This window comes from Serratia marcescens (genome assembly GCF_029846115.1).
Taxonomy (GTDB): Bacteria; Pseudomonadota; Gammaproteobacteria; order Enterobacterales; family Enterobacteriaceae; genus Serratia; species Serratia marcescens_L.
This window is the reverse complement of the sequence record NZ_JARVZZ010000001.1, coordinates 4608344-4626836: the sequence shown is the minus strand read 5'-3', so window position 1 is coordinate 4626836 and position 18493 is coordinate 4608344. Positions and strand designations below refer to the sequence as shown.

Sequence of the window (18493 nt, the reverse complement as noted above, 5' to 3'; positions counted from 1 at the left end):
AGCAGGGCGCAGTCACTGCGCCCGTTTCGCCTGCAGCAGCCATTTATCCAGCTCGTTGGCGAACTGCTGGCGGTCGCGCTGGTTCAGGGCGTTCGGGCCGCCGGTCTGAATGCCGCTGGCGCGCAGGGTATCCATAAAATCGCGCATGTTGAGGCGCTCGCGGATGGTGTCCGGCGTATAGCGTTCGCCGCGCGGGTTCAGCGCTACCGCACCTTTCTCTATAACCTCCGCCGCCAGCGGGATATCGGCGGTGATCACCAGATCGCCCGCTTCGCAGCGGCGCACGATCTCGTTGTCGGCCACGTCGAAGCCGGCCGCCACCTGCAGCGAACGAATGTACTTCGAGGGCGGCGTGCGCAATGGCTGATTCGCCACCAGCGTCACGGTGATGGCGGTACGATCGGCGGCGCGGAACAACACCTCTTTGATCACGTTCGGACAGGCGTCCGCATCGACCCAAATCTGCATCATTTCGCCTCCTGCAGCCAGTCGCGCACCGGCAGGAAATCGCGCGCCAGCGCCGCTTCCGGGCTGTCGCCTTCCGGCTGGTAGTTATATTCCCAACGCACCAGCGGCGGCATCGACATCAGAATGGACTCGGTGCGCCCGCCGGTTTGCAGCCCGAACAGCGTGCCGCGATCCCACACCAGGTTGAACTCCACATAGCGGCCGCGGCGGTACAGCTGGAACTGGCGCTCGCGCTCGCCCCAGGTCAAGGCCTTGCGTTTTTCGACGATCGGCAGATAGGCATCGAGGAAGCCCTGGCCCACCGCGCGGGTGAAGGCGAAGCAGTGGTCGAAGTCCGGGGTGTTCAGATCGTCGTAGAACAGGCCGCCGATGCCGCGTGCTTCGTTACGATGCTTGATGAAGAAGTAATCGTCGCACCACTGTTTGTATTTCGGGTAGACCTCGTCGCCGAACGGCGCACACAGATCGGCCGCGGTGCGGTGCCAGTGCACGGCGTCCTCTTCGAAGCCGTAGAACGGCGTCAGATCAAAGCCGCCGCCGAACCACCACACCGGCGCTTCGCCCGGTTTTTCGGCGATGAAGAAACGCACGTTAGCGTGGCTGGTGGGCACGTAGGGGCTGAGCGGGTGGATAACCAATGAAACGCCCATCGCCTGGAAGCTGCGCCCAGCCAGTTCCGGACGGTGCGCGGTCGCCGAGGCCGGCAAGGTGGCGCCGGAGACGTGCGAGAAGTTGACCCCCGCCTGTTCGAACACCGCGCCGTTGGTCAGCACGCGGCTGCGGCCACCGCCGCCTTCTTCACGCGTCCATTGGTCTTCGGTGAACACGGCGCCGCCGTCGGCCTGGGCGAGCTGCGCGCAGATGTGATCCTGCAGCGCCAGCAGGAAGGATTTTACTTCAGCGATGTTAGGTAAACTCATGCGGGGTCTTTATAGCGTCTGGCTGAACAAGGCGCTGAGTATACTCTTATTCGCCGCCCGCGGCATCAGCGGGGTTTGCGCTGGTGGGCGTCGAAGTAGTCGAAGAAATTAACGATGCCGTCCGCGATGGCGCGGGCTATTTTCTCGCGAAACGCGGTGGTGCCCAGCAGCCGCTCTTCGTTCGGGTTGGTGATGAACGAGGTTTCCACCAGCACCGAGGGAATGGACGGGGATTTCAACACCGCGAACGCCGCCTGTTCGGTGCTGTCGCTGTGCAGGTGGTGTACCGGGCGAATTTGGCCGAGCACGTGGCGGCCGAGCGTCAGGCTGTTGTTGATGGTGTCGGTTTGCACCAGATCGAACAGCACCTGTTGCAGGTAGTTGTCCTGATCCTTGTACTTGCCGCCTGCCACGTCGTCGGCGGCGTTTTCACGGTTGGACAGGTAGCGCGCCATGGCGCTGCTGGCGCCGCGGTTGGACAGGGCGAACACCGAAGCGCCGGAGGCCGATGGGCTGGTAAAGCCGTCGGCGTGGATCGAAATGAACAGGTCGGCCTGGTGCTGGTGGGCGATCTCCACCCGCTGGAACAGCGGAATGAACTCGTCTTCTTCGCGCGTCAGGCGCGCCTCGACGTGGTCGTGCTCATGCAGAAAACGGCGTACGTGGTTGGCGATTTCCAGCACGATGTGTTTTTCCTGCGAGCCTTCGTGGCCGACCGCGCCGGAGTCGATGCCGCCGTGGCCGGGATCGATCATCACCCGTTTTTTGCCGCCGGCCGGTTTCGCCGCCGGCTTGCTGTGCTGATTGCGCAGCAGGCCTTCCGCCCTGGCGCTGTGGTTTTTCACGCCGAACAGCGCCACCGCCAGGCCGGAAAGCAAAAGTTGGCGTCGCGTCGGGGAAACGGCAAGCGGCTTAAAATTGAGGAATTGTTTACCCTGCTTTTTCATTACGCAACGCTCCATCGACGATTCTATTTTGCGACGTTATATCGTATTGATAATCATTAATCGACCCGATAACTATTTCCATTTATTACGCTTGTTACCGCGATTTCCGGGCAAATAGCGCGGTAAATCACAGTTTGATATTGCGTAAGTGAATAATCACGCGATAATCAGATAAACACCTTAATTAACAGCGGCCAACATCGATGGAAATTCGCGTATTTCGACAAGACGACTTTGAAGAGGTCATTACCCTGTGGGAGCGCTGCGATCTGCTGCGGCCCTGGAACGATCCGGAAATGGACATCGAGCGCAAGCTGAACCACGATCCGGAGCTGTTCCTGGTGGCGGAAGTCGGCGGCGAAGTGGTCGGTTCGGTGATGGGCGGCTATGACGGCCACCGCGGCTCGGCGTATTACCTCGGGGTGCATCCCGACTATCGCGGGCGCGGCATCGCCAATGCGTTGATCAACCGTCTGGAGAAGAAGTTGATCGCCCGCGGCTGCCCGAAAATCCAGATTATGGTGCGCGAAGACAACGACACGGTGGTCGAGATGTACGAGAAGCTCGGCTATGAGATCCAGGGCATCACCAGCCTGGGCAAGCGGCTGATCGAAGATCAGGAATATTGATCGAGCGGCGGGCGGCGGCGTTGCACCGCCCGCCGCAGTGCATTACGGCAGCTTTTTGACGGTTTTCACGTCCACTTCGACGCTGCTCCAGTCTTTATCCACTTTGCCTTCCAACTGTACCTTGTCTTTCGGCGTCACGGTTTGGCCGTTCCAGCGTTTGCGGTCGATATCGACCGTCAAGGTGCCGGTGGCGTCGCGGAAGGTATAGGTTTCGTCGCCGATGCGCTGCTCGATGTTGCCCTGCAGCATCACCCAGGTGTCGTCGCTCAGCGATTTCACCTTGTCCACGGTGGTCAGCGCCGCGCTGGGGCCGGAGAAACCGCCTTGTGCGGTGGTTTGCGTTTGAGCCTGCGGCGCGGCCGGATCGAGGAACCCGCCTTGTTGCGCCAGTACCGGTGCGCTGCACAGCGCGATCAGAGCGGCCAGAGTCAGTTTTTTCATGTTGCGCTTCCTTATCGTTATCGAAAATTACATCCCGCTGATATCGGGTTGCTTGCTGAGTGATAAGCATTAAAACACGCCGATCTTAAGAGCTTCTTAAGCCGACGCATTGAAATTCCCATCGCCGGCGCCCATCTGTAGCCATAGTCTTTATTCTGTTGGCAAGGAACGATCGTTGAAGCCATTCTCACCCCAGTTTTCCCCGGATGATTACGACCAGCACGGCGCGCTGCGGCTGCCGCTGGGATTTTGGGCCGTGCTGATTCTGCAGGCGCGCACCTGGCTGCTGTTCGTGATGGCCGGCGCTTCGCGTGAGCAGGGCGAAAGCTTGCTGGCGCTGTTTTATCCGGATACCCAACGCTTTTGGTACGGCATGCTGCTCGGTCTGCCGGCGGCGCTGGCGTTTTTGCTGAGCGGCCGCCGCCACCAATGGCCGCGGCTGTGGCGCGGCTGGCGCTGGGGGCTGGTTGTCTCCGTGCTGGCGTCGCTCGGCGGCTCGCTGTTCAGCCTGTGGCGCCAGGACGGCGATGCGCCGGGGCTGGAGCTGGCGTTGGCGCTGCTCGATGCGCTGGCGCTGAGCTATCTGCTGTTGAATGCGCGCCTGAAAGCCTGCTTTACGCCGGCGGAGCACGCCGACTAATTGCCGAGAAGTGCGGCACTTTTCGCATTTTCCGTACTCCAAGCTGGCAACCGTTGGCGTAGTGCGGGTCGTTGTGAGAGGCTGGCACGCAGCAAAACGCCGAGTGCGGCAAGGGCGGGCTACCGCCCCGCGCCATTGATGTTTAAGGAGCTAGAGATGAATATTCGCCCCCTGTTGTTAGGGCTTCCGCTGTTACTGACCGGCTGTTCGAGCATGTCCAATTTCTCCTGGTCCAGCCTGTCGCCGTTCAACTGGTTCGGCAGCAGCCTGGAGGTCGGCGCCAAGGGCGTCGGCAAGCTCAACGCCGGCACGCCGATGTCGGAAAGCGCCATCAACGACGGGCTGGACGGCAACTACCGCCTGCGCGGCGGCATGGCGACCAGCAACGGTCAGATCGTCTCTTATTATCAGGCGCTGTCCGGCGACGAGGTGAAGCTGGTGATTACCGGTGAACCGAAAGGGCGCCTACAGCGGGTGGACGTGCTGGATCCGAAAGTGGCGACGGAGTGGGGCAACAAGCTCGGCACGCCGTTCGGCGATATGTACAGCAAGGCGTTCGGCTCCTGTAAACCGGGCAGCGGCGAAGACGCCGGCAAAGTGGAGTGCGTGGCGGAGCAGAGCAAGTACGTTACCTACATCTTCAGCGGCAAGTGGGCCGGGGCGCAGGACATCATCCCGCCGGACGACACCCTGAAAAGCTGGACGGTCAGCAAAATCATCTGGCACGCCAAGCCGCAGCAGTAATATGTTCAACGGGCGCCGGTTCACGGCGCCTGCCTTTTCAAGCCATTACCCCTATTTTCTTTGCGCTGCTGCAAGGCAATCGCCCGTGCTTGCGGTATGATAGCGCGCGTTTGTAACAGGGAACCCGCGCGTCAACCGCCATACCTTACCTGTTGCCGGATTCTGGTATTGAGGATAACAACATGACACAGGTTCAGAGCGGCATTCTGCTGGAGCACTGCCGTTTCGCCATTTTTATGGAAGCCAGCGTACAGGGCGAATTCGCCGACTTGCGCCAGGGCTGCAAGCAGTTTTGTCAGACGCTGAGCGAGCTGCAGCAGCAGTTTCCCGATGCGCGCCTCGGCGCGGTGATCGCTTTCGGCTACGACGTCTGGCACGATCTCTCCAGCGGCCAGGGCGCGCAAGAGCTGAAGCCGTTCACGCCGCTCGGCAAAGGGCTGGCGCCGGCCACCCAGCGCGACATGCTGATCCACATCCAGTCGCTGCGCCACGACGTCAATTTCACGCTGGCGCAGGCCGCGCTGGCGGCGTTCGGCAACGTCATCAAGATTGAAGAAGAAACCCACGGTTTCCGCTGGGTGGAAGAGCGCGATCTGAGCGGCTTCATCGACGGCACCGAAAACCCGCAGGGCGAGCAGCGCGCGGCAGTGGCGACGATCGCCGAAGGCGAAGAGGACGCAGGCGGCAGCTACGTGCTGGTGCAACGTTACGAGCACAACCTGCGACAGTGGCAGCGCTTTACCACCGAACAGCAGGAGCAGATCATTGGCCGCACCAAGCACGACAGCGAAGAGCTGCCGGCCGATCAGCGCCCGGATACCTCGCACGTCAGCCGCGTCGATCTGAAAGAGGATGGCAAAGGCCTGAAAATTCTGCGCCAGAGCCTGCCTTACGGCACCGCCAGCGGCAAACACGGCCTGTTCTTCATCGCGTATTGCGCGCGCCTGCACAATATCGAGCAGCAGCTGCTGAGCATGTTCGGCGATCTGGACGGCAAACGCGACGCGATGCTGCGTTTCAGCCGCGCGGTCACCGGCAGCTACTACTTTGCGCCATCGCTGACGCGCCTGCTGTCACTTTGACGCCGTTGCCGAAGCCGGCACGCCCGGCTTCGGCCCGTTTTCCCGCCCCGAAAACGCCATGTGCCCCCTGCCTTATAGCGTTTGATGCTTGTAAATCACTAAACGGTATATAAAAGCGTTACAGCTCCGCACCGAGTTATAAATACACTGGTCGTCAATAAGGCGAAAGCCTGAAGGAATGACTCAGTGATAAGGTGCAGAATGAAACAAAACCGGGTTAAAAATCTCGTGCTGAAAGGTTGGCTGGCGGCTGCGCTGTTGGCGAGCGGCGCCGCGTCGGCGACGGAATTGCTGAACAGCTCTTATGACGTTTCCCGTGAATTGTTCGTCGCGCTGAATCCCGGCTTTGAACAGCAGTGGAATCAACAGCATCCGAACGACAAGCTGACCATCAAACAATCGCATGCCGGCTCGTCGAAGCAGGCGCTGGCGATCCTGCAGGGTTTGCGCGCCGACGTGGTGACGTACAACCAGGTCACCGACGTGCAGATCCTGCACGATCGCGGGCAGCTGATCCCAGCGGACTGGCAGGCGCGCCTGCCAAACAACAGCTCGCCGTTCTATTCCACCATGGCGTTTCTGGTGCGCAAGGACAACCCGAAGGGCATCCACACCTGGAACGATCTGGTGCGCGACGACGTGAAGCTGGTGTTCCCGAACCCGAAAACCTCCGGCAACGGCCGTTACACCTATCTGGCCGCCTGGGGCGCCGCCAGCCAGGCCGACGGCAACGACGCGGCCAAGACCCGCGCCTTCATGACCCGCTTCCTGAAAAACGTGCTGGTGTTCGATACCGGCGGCCGCGGCGCGACCACCACCTTCGTCGAACGCGGCTTGGGCGACGTGCTGATCAGCTTCGAGTCCGAAGTGAACAACATCCGTAAGCAATACGGTGAAGACAAGTACGAAGTGATCGTGCCGCCGGTCGATATTCTGGCGGAATTCCCGGTGGCCTGGGTCGACAAAAACGTCGAGCGTAACGGCACCGAACAGGCGGCCAAAGCTTATCTGAACTATCTCTACAGCCCGGCGGCGCAGCAGGTGATCACCAGCTTCTACTACCGCGTGTATGACCAGAAAGCGATGACTGCCGCGAAGGGGCAATTTCCGGACACCCAACTGTTCCGCGTGGAAGATCAATTCGGCGGCTGGCCGCAGGTGATGAAAACCCACTTCGCCACCGGCGGCGAGCTGGATCAGCTGTTAGCGGCAGGGCGCAAGTAAATGTTGGCGTTGTCGTCCAGTAAGCGGGTGCTGCCCGGATTTGGCCTCAGCCTCGGCAGCAGCCTGTTTTATACCTGTTTGATCCTGCTGCTGCCGCTCACCGCGTTGGTGATGCAGCTGGCGCAGATGAGCCTGGCACAATACTGGGAAGTGATTTCCAACCCGCAGGTGGTGGCGGCGTATAAAGTGACGCTGCTGGCGGCCGGCGTCGCCAGCCTGTTCAATTCGGTGTTCGGTATGCTGATGGCCTGGATCCTGACGCGCTACCGTTTTCCCGGCCGCTCGCTGCTGGATGGCCTGATCGATCTGCCGTTCGCGCTGCCGACCGCGGTGGCCGGCCTGACGCTGGCCGGCCTGTTTTCCACCACCGGCTGGTATGGTCAGTGGCTGGCGCACTTCGATATCAAGGTCACCTTTACCTGGCTTGGGATCGCGGTAGCGATGGCGTTCACCAGCCTGCCGTTTGTGGTGCGCACCGTGCAGCCAGTTCTGGAAGAGCTGGGGCCGGAATACGAAGAGGCGGCCGAGACGCTGGGCGCCACGCGCTGGCAGAGCTTCCGCCGCGTGGTGCTGCCCGAGGTGGCGCCGGCATTGTTGGCCGGCACCGCCATCTCCTTTACCCGCAGCCTGGGCGAGTTCGGCGCGGTGATTTTCATCGCCGGCAACATCGCCTGGAAGACGGAAGTGACCTCGCTGATGATTTTCGTGCGTTTGCAGGAGTTCGATTACCCGGCGGCCAGCGCCATCGCCTCGGTGATCCTGGCGGCGTCGCTGCTGCTGCTGTTCAGCATTAACGTATTGCAAAGCCGCTTCGGCAGACGCTTGGGAGGAGGGCACTGATGGCTGATGTTTCCGCCTTCAACGGCGCCGAGCGTCCGCGCGTCAACTGGGGCAAGTGGACGCTGATCGCCATCGGCGCGCTGTTCTCGGTGCTGCTGCTGGTAGTGCCGATGATGTCGATTTTCGCCGAGGCCTTTTCCAAAGGATTCGGCGCGATGTGGAGCAACTTGCTCGATCCGGACATGCTGCACGCCATTTGGCTGACGGTCTTGATCGCGCTGATCACCGTGCCGTTCAACCTGGTGTTCGGCACGTTGCTGGCGTGGCTGGTGACGCGCTTCACCTTCCCCGGCCGCCAGCTGCTGCTGACGCTGATCGATATCCCGTTCGCCGTTTCACCGGTGGTGGCGGGGCTGATTTACCTGCTGTTTTACGGCAGCAACGGCCTGCTGGGCGGCTGGTTGGATGCGCATAACATCCAGATCATGTTCTCCTGGCCAGGCATGGTGCTGGTGACCATTTTCGTCACCTGCCCCTTCGTGGTGCGCGAGCTGGTGCCGATGATGCTCAGCCAGGGCAGCCAGGAAGACGAGGCCGCCATTTTGCTGGGGGCGTCCGGCTGGCAGATGTTCCGCCGCGTGACGCTGCCCAACATTCGCTGGGCGCTACTGTATGGCGTGGTGCTGACCAACGCGCGCGCCATCGGCGAGTTCGGCGCGGTGTCGGTGGTGTCCGGTTCGATTCGCGGCGAAACCTACAGCCTGCCGCTGCAGGTCGAGCTGTTGCAGCAGGATTACAACACCGTCGGCTCCTTTACCGCCGCCGCCCTGTTGACCCTGATGGCGATCGTTACCCTATTTTTGAAGAGCGCGCTGCAGTGGCGTCTGGAACGTCAAAACGCGCGTCTCGAGCGGGAGGAAAATCATGAGCATTGAGATTAACGGCATCAACAAGTACTTCGGTCGCACCAAGGTATTGAACGATATCTCGCTCGATATTGCTTCCGGCGAGATGGTGGCGCTGCTCGGGCCGTCCGGTTCCGGCAAGACCACGCTGCTGCGCATCATCGCCGGGCTGGAAAGTCAGAGCGGCGGCAAGCTGGGCTTCCACGGCACCGACGTCAGCCACATGCACGCGCGCGACAGGCGCGTGGGCTTCGTGTTTCAGCACTATGCGCTGTTCCGCCACATGACGGTGTTCGACAACATCGCTTTCGGCCTGACCGTGCTGCCGCGCCGCGAGCGGCCGAACGCTGCGGCGATCAAACAGAAAGTCACCCAACTGCTGGAGATGGTGCAGCTGGGCCACCTGGCCAACCGCTATCCGTCGCAGCTGTCCGGCGGCCAGAAACAGCGCGTGGCGCTGGCGCGTGCCCTGGCGGTGGAACCGCAAATCCTGCTGCTGGACGAACCGTTCGGCGCGCTGGATGCACAGGTGCGCAAAGAGCTGCGCCGTTGGCTGCGTCAACTGCACGAAGAGCTGAAGTTCACCAGCGTATTCGTTACCCACGATCAGGAAGAGGCGATGGAAGTGGCCGACCGCATCGTGGTGATGAGCCAGGGCAATATCGAACAGGTCGGGTCGCCGGTCGAAATCATGCGCGAACCGGCGAGCCGTTTCGTGCTGGAATTCATGGGGGAAGTGAACCGCCTGAACGGCGAAATTCGCGGCTCTCAGCTGTTCGTCGGCGCGCACCAGTGGCCGCTGTCGTTCCAGCCGATGCACCAGGGCAGCGTCGATCTGTTCCTGCGCCCGTGGGAAATGGAAGTGGCGACCGAAAGCAGCGAGCGCTGCCCGCTGCCGGTTCAGGTGCTGGAAGTCAGCCCGCGCGGCCATTTCTGGCAGTTGACGGTGCAGCCGATCGGCTGGCATCAGGAACCGATAAGCCTAGTGCTGCCGGAGGGCAACGCCACGCCGGTGCGCGGCGGCCGTTACTACGTTGGCAGCCTCAATGCGCGGCTGTATGCCGGCGATCAACTGCTGCAACCTGTTGCGTTAGCCAAAAGCGCCTGATAGGTTTTAGCAGCCCTTTTCTTCAAGGCAACCCCCGGGTTGCCTTTTTACTTTACGCACACCAACACAGGCAAAGATCGTGACAACGCTCGAACAATGCATCGGGAACACCCCGCTGGTACAACTGCAACGGCTGGCCGCCCAGGCGGGCAGCGAGGTATGGGTCAAACTGGAAGGCAATAACCCGGCGGGATCGGTGAAGGATCGCGCTGCGTTGGCGATGATCCAGCAGGCGGAGCTGCGCGGCGAGATCAAGCCCGGCGACGTGCTGATTGAGGCCACCAGCGGCAACACCGGCATTGCGCTGGCGATGATTGCTGCATTGAAAGGCTATACGCTGAAGCTACTGATGCCAGAGAACATGAGCCTGGAGCGGCAGGCGGCGATGCGCGCCTACGGTGCCGAGCTGATCCTGGTCAGCCGTGAACAGGGAATGGAAGGGGCGCGCGATCTGGCGCTGGAGATGCAGCGCCAGGGGCAGGGTAAGGTGCTGGATCAGTTCAATAATCTCGACAATCCCTATGCCCATTTCACCACCACCGGCCCGGAGATCTGGCGCCAGACCGAAGGGCGCATCACCCACTTTGTTTCCAGCATGGGCACCACCGGCACCATTACCGGCGTGGGCGGTTACCTGAAGAGCCAGAATCCGCAGGTACAGATCATCGGCCTGCAGCCGGCAGAAGGCAGCAGCATCCCCGGCATTCGCCGTTGGGCGCCCGCTTACCTGCCGGGCATTTTCCGCCCGGAGCTGGTGGAGCAGGTGCTGGATATCGAGCAGCGCGATGCCGAGCAGACCATGCGCCAGCTGGCGCAGCGTGAAGGCATCTTCTGCGGCGTCAGCTCCGGCGGCGCGGTAGCCGGCGCCCTGCGCGTCGCGGCGGCCCATCCCGGCAGCGTCGTGGTGGCGATCGTCTGCGATCGCGGTGACCGTTACCTCTCCACCGGCGTGTTCGACTGAATGTGCCCTCCCGGCGGTGCGTTCCGCCGGGAAAACCCTTCTCACTTCCCTTTTGACCGACGGTATAGCCGGCCCGCCTGCGCGGTGGCCGGCGCCTGTCGGCATGCCAATACCCTGACAGAAGTAGAGAAATTGCGCGACAGCAGCCACACTAACGATGGCGAGACGCGAACCGCGATGTGTAAGGATTGAGTAAAACCGGCTGCGGGCCGGCGGAATTGGCGGGAAAATAACGAAAATCGGTGAAGGAGCAAGGCATGAAAATTTTACTGGTCGACGATGACCTGGAGCTTGGCACCATGCTGAGCGAATACCTGACGGGCGAAGGCTTCGACGCCACGCTGGTGCTGACCGGCAAGGCGGGGGTAGAGGGCGCGCTGTCGGGCGACTATACCGCGATGATCCTCGACATCATGCTGCCGGACATGAGCGGCATCGACGTGCTGCGCGACGTGCGTAAAAAGAGCCGGCTGCCGATCATCATGCTGACTGCCAAAGGCGACAACATCGATCGGGTGATTGGCCTGGAGATGGGCGCCGACGATTACATGCCCAAACCGTGCTATCCGCGCGAATTGGTGGCGCGTCTGCGTGCGGTGCTGCGCCGTTTCGAAGAGCGGCCGCAAGAGGCGGACGACGAGGCCGCCATCAGCTTCGGCGAGCTGACGCTGAACCCTTCAACCCGCAGCAGCGAATGGCGCGGTAAGGCGTTTGATCTGACCGCTTCGGAGTTCAATCTGTTGGAGCTGTTGCTGCGCGCGCCGGATCGCGTGGTGTCGAAGGACGAGCTGTCCGAGAAGGGGCTGGGGCGCCCGCGTGAGGCCTATGATCGCAGCGTGGACGTGCACATCAGCAATATCCGCCAGAAGCTGAGCGCGTTGGCCGGCAGTAAGCTCAGCATTGAGACGGTGCGTAGCATCGGCTATCGCATTCGGTAATCTGACATGCGCGGAAGACTGTTCTGGAAAATTTTGCTCGGCTTTTGGCTGACCTTTCTCATCATGACGCAGGCGCTGTGGGTGGCGTTTTCTCTCTATGGCGATCGCTATGTGCCGCCGGAGAACGCCATGGCGCGGCGGGTCATCGGCCTGCAGCTGACCTCGGCCGCCACCCAGTTGCGCAGCGGCGGCATGCCGGCGCTGGAAGCCTTGATGCGCGACTGGCCCGAGGACGACAGACGTTTGCTGTCCGTGACGCCAATGACTCAACCACCGCCGCCCACGCCGGAAGAACCGGTATTTGAAGGGCGGCGGATGCCGAAAGAGATCTCTGCCTGGGTGCAGACCGGGGAAGGACAGGGATACTGGCTGAGTTATAACGTGCGCGGGTTGCGGGAAGAGTATCGGCCGGAGCGGCGCTCCCATTTCTTCAACATTCCTGCGCCGATGCTGTGGGTCGGCGGGCTGGGCGGTTTGCTGTTCAGCGCCGTGCTGGCCTGGAACCTGACCCGGCCGATGCGTCAGCTGCGCGGCGGTCTGGATCGGGTGGCGCAGGGCGATCTGTCGGTGCGGCTGTTCCCGAAGATGCGGCGCCGCCATGACGAGCTGTCCGACGTGGCGCGCGATTTCGACACCATGGCCGAGCGGCTGGAACTGCTGGTCAGCGCCCGCGAGCAGCTGTTGCACGACGTTTCGCACGAGCTGCGTTCGCCGCTGGCGCGCCTGCAGTTGGCGATCGGCCTGGCACGGCAGAATGCCGGCAACGTCGAAACCTCGCTCAAGCGCATCGAACACGAATCGGGGCGGCTGGACAAAATGATCGGCGAGCTGCTGGCGTTGTCGCGAACCGAACACAGCAGCCTGCCGGACGAGGAGTATTTCGATCTGTACGGCCTGGTGGATGCGGTGGTGAGCGATGCGCGCTATGAGGCGCAGGTGCCCGGCGTGGATATCGTGCTGCAGGCCGAGTCGGACGTGGAGTACACCGTCAAGGGCAATGCGGAGCTGATGCGGCGAGCGGTGGACAACATCGTGCGCAATGCGCTGCGCTTTTCCAGCCACGGCCAGCGGGTGACGGTGGCGCTGACGCGCGTCGATAATCAGTTCCAGATCGCGGTCAGCGATCAGGGGCCGGGAGTCGAGGAGGCGAAGCTGTCGAGCATCTTCGATCCGTTCGTGCGCGTGAAGTCGGCGCTGTCGGGCAAGGGCTACGGTCTGGGGCTGGCGATCACCCGCAAGGTGGTACTGGCGCACGGCGGCCAGGTTGAGGCGCGCAACGGCGATAAAGAGGGGTTGGTCATTACCCTGCGCATCCCGCGCTGGCAATAATAGACTATCTTACTTGCCATTTTGAACTAGGTCAGTGCTCGCCTTCGTCACGTACTGCGTGTACGCTCCGAAGGTTGCGCGCTGTCCATGTTCAAACTGCCTGCGCCGATAACGTCTATTATCCGCGGTATACCCAAAGGGTTTCGAATTGCAGCTAGGCGGCAAGCGGGGGAATCCCCGGGAGCTTACTCCAGTAAGTGACCGGGGTGAACACGTGCGGCCAACAACGCTGCGGTTCGAAAGACGAAGGGGATAAAAAAACGGCGCCGAGGGCGCCGTTTTTCTTGCTCATCCGCGCTTACTTCTTGATGCGGATGATCGGGGTTTCGCCAACGGTCACGCTGCCGGACAGTTTGATCAGCTCTTTGATCTCGTCCATGTTGGAGATAACGACCGGCGTCAGGGTAGACTTGGCTTTCTCTTCCAGCAGTGGCAGGTTGAACTCGATAACCACGTCACCTTTCTTGACGCGCTGACCTTCTTCGGCGATGCGTTTGAAGCCTTCGCCTTTCAGTTCTACGGTATCGATGCCGAAGTGGACGAACAGCTCAATGCCGCTGTCGGATTCGATAGAGAATGCATGGTTGGTTTCGAAAATCTTGCCGATGGTGCCGTCAACCGGAGCAACCATTTTGTTGCCGGCCGGTTTAATAGCGATACCGTCGCCAACGATTTTTTCAGCGAACACTACGTCCGGCACATCTTCGATATTGACGATTTCGCCAGAAAGGGGAGCGACGATCTCGATAGTGCCCGTGTCTTTCTTGTCATCAGAAACCAGAGATTTCAGTTTATCGAACAAACCCATGATCTTCTCCTAAGCATTAAATTGGGCGGCGTTCCAGTGTCGTGGAAGTTTAGCAGAGCGTTTTTTCTTCGATGAATTTATTGACGCAATTCATCAGGTCTTGTGCCGTTGGCTGTGCCAAGGCCTGCGCTGCCAACGCCTTCACATCTTCGAAATTCGTGTTACGAATAATTTTCTTGATGCGCGGGATTGAAATCGCACTCATGCTGAACTCATCCAGCCCCATGCCCAATAACAACAGTGTAGCACGCTCATCGCCAGCCAGTTCGCCGCACATGCCGGTCCACTTGCCTTCCGCGTGAGATGCATCAATAACCTGTTTGATCAGGCCAAGCACTGATGGGGACATCGGGTTATAGAGATGAGAAATCAGCTCGTTGCCGCGATCTACCGCCAGAGTATACTGGGTTAGATCGTTTGTCCCAATACTAAAGAAGTCGACTTCTTTCGCCAGGTGGTGAGCGATGACCGCCGCAGCCGGTGTTTCCACCATCACGCCCACTTCGATGCTCTCGTCAAACGCCTTGCCTTCTTCGCGCAGCTGCGCTTTCAGCGTCTCGATTTCGCCTTTCAGATCGCGCACTTCTTCCACGGAGATGATCATCGGGAACATGATGCGCAGTTTGCCGAACGCCGAAGCGCGCAGGATGGCGCGCAGCTGGGCGTGCAGGATTTCACGGCGGTCCATCGCGATGCGGATGGCGCGCCAGCCGAGGAACGGGTTCTCTTCCTTCGGCAGGTTCATGTACGGCAGGTCTTTGTCGCCGCCGATGTCCATGGTGCGGACGATCACGGCCTGCGAGCCCATGGCTTCCGCCACGGCTTTATAAGCCTGGAACTGCTCGTCTTCGGTCGGCAGCGAGTCGCGGTCCATGAACAGGAATTCGGTACGATACAGGCCGACGCCTTCCGCGCCGTTGCGCTCTGCACCCGCGACGTCGCGCACGGTGCCGATGTTGGCGCAGACTTCAACCTGATGGCCGTCCAGCGTAATCGCCGGCAGGTCCTTCAGCTTGGCCAGATCGTTTTTCTCGGTGATGTATTGGTTCTGGGCGGCTTTCAGCTGATCGATAACGTCAGCAGTCGGGTTAACGTAAATTTTGTTGTTAACCGCATCCAGAATCAGGTAGTCGTCGTTTTTCACCTGCTTGGTCACGTCGCTGGTACCGACGATCGCCGGCAGCTCCAGGGAGCGCGCCATGATAGAGGTGTGGGAAGTCCGGCCGCCGAGATCGGTAATGAAGCCCAGCACTTTGTCCAGGTTCAACTGCGCGGTCTCGGACGGGGTCAGATCGGTGGCCACCAGGATCACTTCGTCCTGAATGGAGCCCAGATCGACGATCGGCATGCCCAGGATGTTCTGCAGCAGGCGCTTACCGATGTCGCGCACGTCGGCGGCGCGTTCTTTCAGGTATTCGTCGTCCAGCTCTTCCAGCGCTTTCGCCTGACCTTCGATCACGGTGTAGGCGGCGGCGTCTGCGGAGGCCAGATCGTCTTTGATTAGGGCTATGATTTCCTGCTCAAGCTCTTCGTCTTCCAGCAACATGATGTGGCCTTCGAAGATAGCTTCCTTCTCTTCGCCGAAGGTTTCGCCAGCTTTGGTCTTGATCGCTTCCAGCTGTTCGGACGCTTTCGCGCGGCCGGCCAGAAAACGCGAGACTTCCTGCTCTACTTGATCAGCAGAGATTTTCTTCCGGTTGATGACGATGTCGTCTTCTTTCAGCAAGAGAGCCTTACCAAAAGCGATGCCCGGTGATACTAAAATGCCTGAAATCATAACCCTACCTTACTCTTGACTGGTGTTAACTAAAAAGACGGGCCGATTACTCAAGCTCTGCCATCAGTTTTACCAAGTGCTCAACGGCTTTCTGCTCGTCTTCACCTTCAGCTGAGATGGTCACTACGGTCCCTTGAGTCAGCCCCAGAGTTTGCAGTTTGAACAGGCTTTTAGCGCTGGCGCTTTTGCCGTTGGAAGTCACGGTGATGTCAGACGCGAAGCCTTTGGCTTCTTTAACGAACTGAGCGGCAGGGCGAGTATGCAGACCATTCGGAGCGGTAATAGTAACTTCTTGCTGGAACATTGATGTTTCCCCAACTTATTGGATTAATGTTGTGGAGCTAAAGTTTAGCCCAGGGGCCTGACTTTAGCTTGTCTGGTTATAGCGCCTGACTATGGACAGGGGCGAACGTTGATGCAACAGAAAACGACGCGTTAGGCACTTCAGATCAAAAAACTCGGCTTTAGACGTCGTTCCAATCCGCTCCCCATTATGCCCGATTCGACGCGTCGGCGACAGATGAGTAAATCGATTCAGCCTTGGCCGGGCTCGGGGGGTGATTAATTTTGCGCATCGAAATAATGCACCGTTAAATACTAAAGCCGACGGGCAAAAGCAATCTTGGACTGCTATAAAGTTTGATCCAGTCCACAAAAAAGCACCCCGCAGGGTGCTTTTTTAGCGATTTGTGCAGTGGCGGAATTACTGCTGCAATTCCTGCTCGGTGAACAGATCGGCAAACAGCGCGGTGCTCAGGTAACGTTCGCCGGAAGAGGGCAGGATCACCACGATGGTCTTGTCGGCGAACGCCGGTTCTTCGGCCAGTTTCACCGCCGCCGCAACCGCTGCGCCGGAGGAGATGCCCGCCAGAATGCCTTCTTCGTCCATCAGGCGACGCGCCATGCTGATGGCTTCGTCATTGGAGACTTTCTCGACGCGATCCACCAGGTCCAGATCGAGGTTGCCCGGAATGAAGCCGGCGCCGATGCCCTGGATCTTGTGCGGGCCCGGTTTCAGCTCTTCACCGGCCAGCGCCTGGCTGATGACCGGCGAGTCGGTCGGCTCGACCGCCACGGTGGTGATGGCCTTGCCTTTGGTGTTCTTGATGTAGCGGCTGACGCCGGTCAGCGTGCCGCCGGTGCCGACGCCGGAGATGAACACGTCGACGTCGCCGTCGGTGTCTTCCCAGATTTCCGGGCCGGTGGTTTTTTCATGGATGGCCGGGTTGGCCGGGTTGCTGAACTGTTGCAGGATCAGGTAACGGTTCGGGTCGGTGGCGACGATCTCTTCGGCTTTGGCGATAGCGCCTTTCATGCCTTTCGCCCCTTCGGTCAGCACCAGATTGGCGCCCAGCGCCTTGAGCAGCTTGCGGCGCTCGATGCTCATGGTTTCCGGCATGGTCAGCGTCAGCTTGTAACCGCGCGCGGCGGCCACGAAGGCCAGCGCGATGCCGGTGTTGCCGCTGGTCGGCTCCACCAGCTCTTTACCGGCGGTCAGTACGCCGCGTTGTTCCGCATCCCAAATCATATTGGCACCGATGCGGCATTTGACGCTGAAGCTCGGGTTGCGTGATTCAACCTTGGCCAGAATGCGTCCGTTGCCGATACGGTTCAGACGAACCAGCGGCGTATGGCCGATTGTTAATGAGTTGTCTTCATATATCTTGCTCATAGCCCGTCCTTTAACTCTATGAAAATGTGGGGAACATCGAAAGCATACGCTAACAGTACCGGCAGGGAAGTAAAGAATTGGTATATCTATATGTTATTAGGAAATAAGTTTTAAGCACAATGATAAGGGCGCGAAATGCGCGCCCTGTAGAAAATTTCCGCGCTATCGGCGGTAAAAAACGGCGGTTATCGGACGAATTGCGAGCGATAGCGATCGACCCACATCGCGGTGGCGCCGCAGACGGCGACCGGCAGGATCACCAGGTTGAGGATCGGGATCATGGTGAACAGGCTGACCAGCGCGCCGAACTGCAGGTTGTCGGTTTTGTGCTGGCGCAAGGCGCGACGCATGTCGGCAAAGCTCACCTTGTGGTTGTCGAACGGGTAGTCGCAATACTGAATCGCCAACATCCAGGCGCTGAACAGGAACCACAGCACCGGCGCCACCGTCTGGCCGATGCCGGGCACGAAGTAGAGCGCCAGCAGCAGCAGCGCGCGCGGCAGGTAATACATTAGCTTGCGCCATTCGCGCGCCATGATGCGCGGCAGATCTTTGGCGATGCCGAGCAGGCCGGTGTCCGGCAGCGGTTTGCCGGTCAGGCTGCCTTCGAGCTGCTCGGCCAGCAGGCCGCAGAACGGCGCGGCGATCAGGTTGGTGAGGGTGCTGAACAGATAGCTGAACACCAGCAGCACCGAAATGACCGCCAGCGGCCACAGCAGGTAGCTCAACCATTGCAGCCAGTCGGGAACGTGGCTCATCATCGTCGGGATCCAGTCGCCGAGCCGGCTGAACAGCCACCAGAAAGCGGAACCCATCAGCAGCACGTTGACCAGCAACGGCAAGACCACATAGCGTTTAATCCCCGGGCGCGAAATCAGGCGCCAACCTTCGGCGAAATAGTGAATGCCGCTGGTCGAACGGGAAGGGGGCTGCGTATAGGACATATCTTAAGTTATCTCGTTGTCTGAACAGGCATCATTATCATATAGGGATGATTTTCCACTGGCTAGGGTAGGGTTGGCTGAAAAACCAGCAGAAAAAGGCAGTATAATCATCTTTATTGGCATAAAGTTCAGCACGGACTTGCACTTGTGTGCGCGGGCAAATAGAGTTAAAGAGT

20 protein-coding genes are annotated in these 18493 nt (G+C 60.1%); 11 read left to right on the top strand and 9 right to left on the bottom strand.

Translation table 11 applies throughout. The features are described from left to right. Positions 1-12: 12 nt before the first annotated feature. The 3 genes from QDT79_RS22125 to amiA all read right to left on the bottom strand — a co-directional run bounded on the left by QDT79_RS22125 (position 13) and on the right by amiA (position 2335). Positions 13-468 carry a YaiI/YqxD family protein gene (locus QDT79_RS22125; RefSeq protein WP_004936514.1) on the bottom strand — a complete coding sequence of 152 codons (456 nt, stop codon included), beginning with the start codon at positions 466-468 and terminating at the stop codon, positions 13-15. Continuing rightward, positions 468-1388, bottom strand: coding sequence for an oxygen-dependent coproporphyrinogen oxidase (hemF, locus tag QDT79_RS22120; RefSeq protein ID WP_107227559.1), 921 nt, complete (start codon positions 1386-1388; stop codon positions 468-470). Before hemF ends, QDT79_RS22125 begins: the two co-directional genes overlap by 1 nt. Before the next feature lie 65 nt (positions 1389-1453). Beyond that, positions 1454-2335: an N-acetylmuramoyl-L-alanine amidase AmiA gene (gene amiA / locus QDT79_RS22115; RefSeq protein WP_107227560.1), complete on the bottom strand. Its 882-nt coding sequence runs from the start codon at positions 2333-2335 to the stop codon at positions 1454-1456. Between the two features lie 203 nt (positions 2336-2538). Between amiA and QDT79_RS22110 the strand changes: the two genes are divergently transcribed. Then, positions 2539-2964, top strand: coding sequence for a GNAT family acetyltransferase (locus QDT79_RS22110; RefSeq protein ID WP_004936504.1), 426 nt, complete (start codon positions 2539-2541; stop codon positions 2962-2964). A gap of 42 nt (positions 2965-3006) precedes the next feature. Here the strand turns inward: QDT79_RS22110 and QDT79_RS22105 are convergent, their stop codons facing one another. Further along, the gene (locus QDT79_RS22105; RefSeq protein WP_049213185.1) at positions 3007-3405 is read right to left on the bottom strand and encodes a YgiW/YdeI family stress tolerance OB fold protein; all 399 of its coding nucleotides are present in this window, start codon (positions 3403-3405) and stop codon (positions 3007-3009) included. 175 nt (positions 3406-3580) lie between these two features. Between QDT79_RS22105 and QDT79_RS22100 the strand changes: the two genes are divergently transcribed. The 10 genes from QDT79_RS22100 to QDT79_RS22055 all read left to right on the top strand — a co-directional run bounded on the left by QDT79_RS22100 (position 3581) and on the right by QDT79_RS22055 (position 13116). Next, positions 3581-4045: a DUF2919 domain-containing protein gene (locus QDT79_RS22100; RefSeq protein ID WP_308317069.1), complete on the top strand. Its 465-nt coding sequence runs from the start codon at positions 3581-3583 to the stop codon at positions 4043-4045. A 156-nt stretch (positions 4046-4201) separates the two neighbouring features. Then, positions 4202-4789, top strand: a complete 588-nt coding sequence (locus QDT79_RS22095) for an RpoE-regulated lipoprotein (protein ID WP_063988892.1) — start codon at positions 4202-4204, stop codon at positions 4787-4789. A 182-nt stretch (positions 4790-4971) separates the two neighbouring features. Continuing rightward, positions 4972-5871 (top strand): Dyp-type peroxidase, encoded by a 900-nt coding sequence (locus QDT79_RS22090; protein ID WP_063988893.1) that lies wholly within the window; start codon positions 4972-4974, stop codon positions 5869-5871. 201 nt (positions 5872-6072) lie between these two features. After that, positions 6073-7095, top strand: a complete 1023-nt coding sequence (locus tag QDT79_RS22085) for a sulfate ABC transporter substrate-binding protein (protein ID WP_107227561.1) — start codon at positions 6073-6075, stop codon at positions 7093-7095. Continuing rightward, positions 7096-7935, top strand: a complete 840-nt coding sequence (gene cysT, locus QDT79_RS22080) for a sulfate/thiosulfate ABC transporter permease CysT (RefSeq protein ID WP_308317068.1) — start codon at positions 7096-7098, stop codon at positions 7933-7935. It abuts the gene before it with no gap. Beyond that, positions 7935-8810 (top strand): sulfate/thiosulfate ABC transporter permease CysW, encoded by an 876-nt coding sequence (cysW, locus tag QDT79_RS22075; protein WP_019453851.1) that lies wholly within the window; start codon positions 7935-7937, stop codon positions 8808-8810. Before cysT ends, cysW begins: the two co-directional genes overlap by 1 nt. Next, entirely contained in the window at positions 8800-9888 is a 1089-nt protein-coding gene (gene cysA / locus QDT79_RS22070) for a sulfate/thiosulfate ABC transporter ATP-binding protein CysA (RefSeq protein ID WP_063988895.1), read from the top strand. The genes cysW and cysA overlap by 11 nt, the downstream gene beginning before the upstream one ends. A 79-nt stretch (positions 9889-9967) precedes the next feature. Further along, positions 9968-10849 (top strand): cysteine synthase CysM, encoded by an 882-nt coding sequence (gene cysM / locus QDT79_RS22065; protein WP_308317067.1) that lies wholly within the window; start codon positions 9968-9970, stop codon positions 10847-10849. A gap of 257 nt (positions 10850-11106) precedes the next feature. Continuing rightward, a complete protein-coding gene (locus QDT79_RS22060; RefSeq protein ID WP_025303784.1) occupies positions 11107-11787 on the top strand; it encodes a response regulator transcription factor in 681 nt (226 codons plus the stop codon). A gap of 6 nt (positions 11788-11793) precedes the next feature. Continuing rightward, complete coding sequence (locus QDT79_RS22055) at positions 11794-13116, top strand: ATP-binding protein (RefSeq protein WP_308317066.1); 1323 nt, start codon at positions 11794-11796, stop codon at positions 13114-13116. A 298-nt stretch (positions 13117-13414) separates the two neighbouring features. Here the strand turns inward: QDT79_RS22055 and crr are convergent, their stop codons facing one another. The 5 genes from crr to cysZ all read right to left on the bottom strand — a co-directional run bounded on the left by crr (position 13415) and on the right by cysZ (position 18317). Then, the gene (crr, locus tag QDT79_RS22050) at positions 13415-13924 is read right to left on the bottom strand and encodes a PTS glucose transporter subunit IIA (protein ID WP_004936467.1); all 510 of its coding nucleotides are present in this window, start codon (positions 13922-13924) and stop codon (positions 13415-13417) included. Positions 13925-13973: 49 nt separating this feature from the next. Then, on the bottom strand, positions 13974-15701 hold the full coding sequence (gene ptsI, locus QDT79_RS22045) for a phosphoenolpyruvate-protein phosphotransferase PtsI (protein ID WP_015378671.1): 1728 nt from the start codon (positions 15699-15701) through the stop codon (positions 13974-13976). A 46-nt stretch (positions 15702-15747) separates the two neighbouring features. Further along, complete coding sequence (ptsH, locus tag QDT79_RS22040; protein WP_033635455.1) at positions 15748-16005, bottom strand: phosphocarrier protein Hpr; 258 nt, start codon at positions 16003-16005, stop codon at positions 15748-15750. 399 nt (positions 16006-16404) lie between these two features. Continuing rightward, the gene (gene cysK / locus QDT79_RS22035) at positions 16405-17373 is read right to left on the bottom strand and encodes a cysteine synthase A (protein ID WP_033635454.1); all 969 of its coding nucleotides are present in this window, start codon (positions 17371-17373) and stop codon (positions 16405-16407) included. 185 nt (positions 17374-17558) lie between these two features. After that, positions 17559-18317 (bottom strand): sulfate transporter CysZ, encoded by a 759-nt coding sequence (gene cysZ, locus QDT79_RS22030; RefSeq protein WP_063988898.1) that lies wholly within the window; start codon positions 18315-18317, stop codon positions 17559-17561. Between the last annotated feature and the right edge of the window lie 176 nt (positions 18318-18493).

What these genes read in the sequence shown, in the direction of transcription:
- cysZ (WP_063988898.1), bottom strand. Translation starts at nt 18,317, where the DNA reads ATGTCCTATACGCAGCCCCCTTCCCGTTCGACCAGCGGCATTCACTAT.
- amiA (WP_107227560.1), bottom strand. Translation starts at nt 2,335, where the DNA reads ATGAAAAAGCAGGGTAAACAATTCCTCAATTTTAAGCCGCTTGCCGTT.
- hemF (WP_107227559.1), bottom strand. Translation starts at nt 1,388, where the DNA reads ATGAGTTTACCTAACATCGCTGAAGTAAAATCCTTCCTGCTGGCGCTG.
- QDT79_RS22090 (WP_063988893.1), top strand. Translation starts at nt 4,972, where the DNA reads ATGACACAGGTTCAGAGCGGCATTCTGCTGGAGCACTGCCGTTTCGCC.
- cysA (WP_063988895.1), top strand. Translation starts at nt 8,800, where the DNA reads ATGAGCATTGAGATTAACGGCATCAACAAGTACTTCGGTCGCACCAAG.
- QDT79_RS22085 (WP_107227561.1), top strand. Translation starts at nt 6,073, where the DNA reads ATGAAACAAAACCGGGTTAAAAATCTCGTGCTGAAAGGTTGGCTGGCG.
- QDT79_RS22060 (WP_025303784.1), top strand. Translation starts at nt 11,107, where the DNA reads ATGAAAATTTTACTGGTCGACGATGACCTGGAGCTTGGCACCATGCTG.
- ptsH (WP_033635455.1), bottom strand. Translation starts at nt 16,005, where the DNA reads ATGTTCCAGCAAGAAGTTACTATTACCGCTCCGAATGGTCTGCATACT.
- QDT79_RS22055 (WP_308317066.1), top strand. Translation starts at nt 11,794, where the DNA reads ATGCGCGGAAGACTGTTCTGGAAAATTTTGCTCGGCTTTTGGCTGACC.
- QDT79_RS22105 (WP_049213185.1), bottom strand. Translation starts at nt 3,405, where the DNA reads ATGAAAAAACTGACTCTGGCCGCTCTGATCGCGCTGTGCAGCGCACCG.
- QDT79_RS22095 (WP_063988892.1), top strand. Translation starts at nt 4,202, where the DNA reads ATGAATATTCGCCCCCTGTTGTTAGGGCTTCCGCTGTTACTGACCGGC.
- crr (WP_004936467.1), bottom strand. Translation starts at nt 13,924, where the DNA reads ATGGGTTTGTTCGATAAACTGAAATCTCTGGTTTCTGATGACAAGAAA.
- cysT (WP_308317068.1), top strand. Translation starts at nt 7,096, where the DNA reads ATGTTGGCGTTGTCGTCCAGTAAGCGGGTGCTGCCCGGATTTGGCCTC.
- QDT79_RS22110 (WP_004936504.1), top strand. Translation starts at nt 2,539, where the DNA reads ATGGAAATTCGCGTATTTCGACAAGACGACTTTGAAGAGGTCATTACC.
- cysK (WP_033635454.1), bottom strand. Translation starts at nt 17,373, where the DNA reads ATGAGCAAGATATATGAAGACAACTCATTAACAATCGGCCATACGCCG.
- QDT79_RS22125 (WP_004936514.1), bottom strand. Translation starts at nt 468, where the DNA reads ATGCAGATTTGGGTCGATGCGGACGCCTGTCCGAACGTGATCAAAGAG.
- cysW (WP_019453851.1), top strand. Translation starts at nt 7,935, where the DNA reads ATGGCTGATGTTTCCGCCTTCAACGGCGCCGAGCGTCCGCGCGTCAAC.
- ptsI (WP_015378671.1), bottom strand. Translation starts at nt 15,701, where the DNA reads ATGATTTCAGGCATTTTAGTATCACCGGGCATCGCTTTTGGTAAGGCT.